The organism is Microbacterium umsixpiens (assembly GCF_053543675.1).
Window position 1 is genome coordinate 631 of record NZ_JBLVOH010000225.1, and the last position, 839, is coordinate 1,469.

At 68.5% G+C, this 839-nt stretch carries 2 protein-coding genes; one reads left to right on the forward strand and one right to left on the reverse strand.

Annotated features, from left to right (window positions below; all coding sequences use genetic code 11):
• Positions 1-200: hypothetical protein (locus ACNPM4_RS18760; protein ID WP_448986724.1), on the reverse strand; the 200-nt coding region annotated here is incomplete at its 3' end.
• Positions 201-270: 70 nt separating this feature from the next.
• Here ACNPM4_RS18760 and ACNPM4_RS18765 point away from each other — a divergent pair.
• The coding region (locus ACNPM4_RS18765; RefSeq protein WP_448986725.1) for a YveK family protein at positions 271-839 on the forward strand (569 nt) is incomplete at its 3' end.

Consider the following 839-nt stretch of genomic DNA (forward strand, 5'->3'; position numbering starts at 1 on the left):
GGAACGGCGGTGCGGGCGGCGGCCTGAACCATGTCGGCGAGCGCACGAGCATCCGCATCGGACGTCGCCGATGCCCGACTCTGCCGCGGCTCGCCGATCATCTCCCGCAAGCGGCGCGCAGTGTGGTGGTCGTCCAGCACCACACTCCCTGCGTCGCCGGCGCGGGGCCCGTCGGGGAAGAGATCGTTGAGGTGCGTCATGTCGCCTTCATAGGAATCGGTAGTCTCGGAAGACGATACCGCCGATCGCACCCGACCATGCTGGAGAGCTATGGACATCCATGACTACCTTCGGGTGTTCCGTCGACAGATCGTCGTCATCGTCGCGAGTGTTCTGATCGGGCTCTCCACCGGCGCGCTGGTCGCGATGCTCACCCCTCTCCGCTACCAGGCTTCGACCGAGGTCATGGTGGCCGCGCAGGTCGCCGACACCGCCACACCCGCCGAGCGCTCGCTCGCCACCGGGTACGCGAAGCAGGCCGTCGAGACCTACCGCTCGCTCATCACGAGCTCCCTCGTGCTCGATCCCGTCACCGAAGACCTCGGCCTCACCGCAGCCCCCACGGGCATCAGCGCCTCCGCACCCCTCAACAGCGCGATCATCACGATCACCGTCGACAACCGCAACCCGGGGCAGGCCGCGCGCATCGCGAACGCCGTCGCCGAGAGCTTCGCCACCGTCGTCACCGGCACGCTCGAGAAGCGCGACCAGGCCGCGGCGTTCAGCATCCGCATCGTCACGCTCGAACCCGCTCAGGTGCCCACGAATCCCGTCGCGCCCAACCTCTCCCTCTCCCTCATCATCGGCTCGCTGCTCGGGCTCGCGGTGGGCGTCGGCGT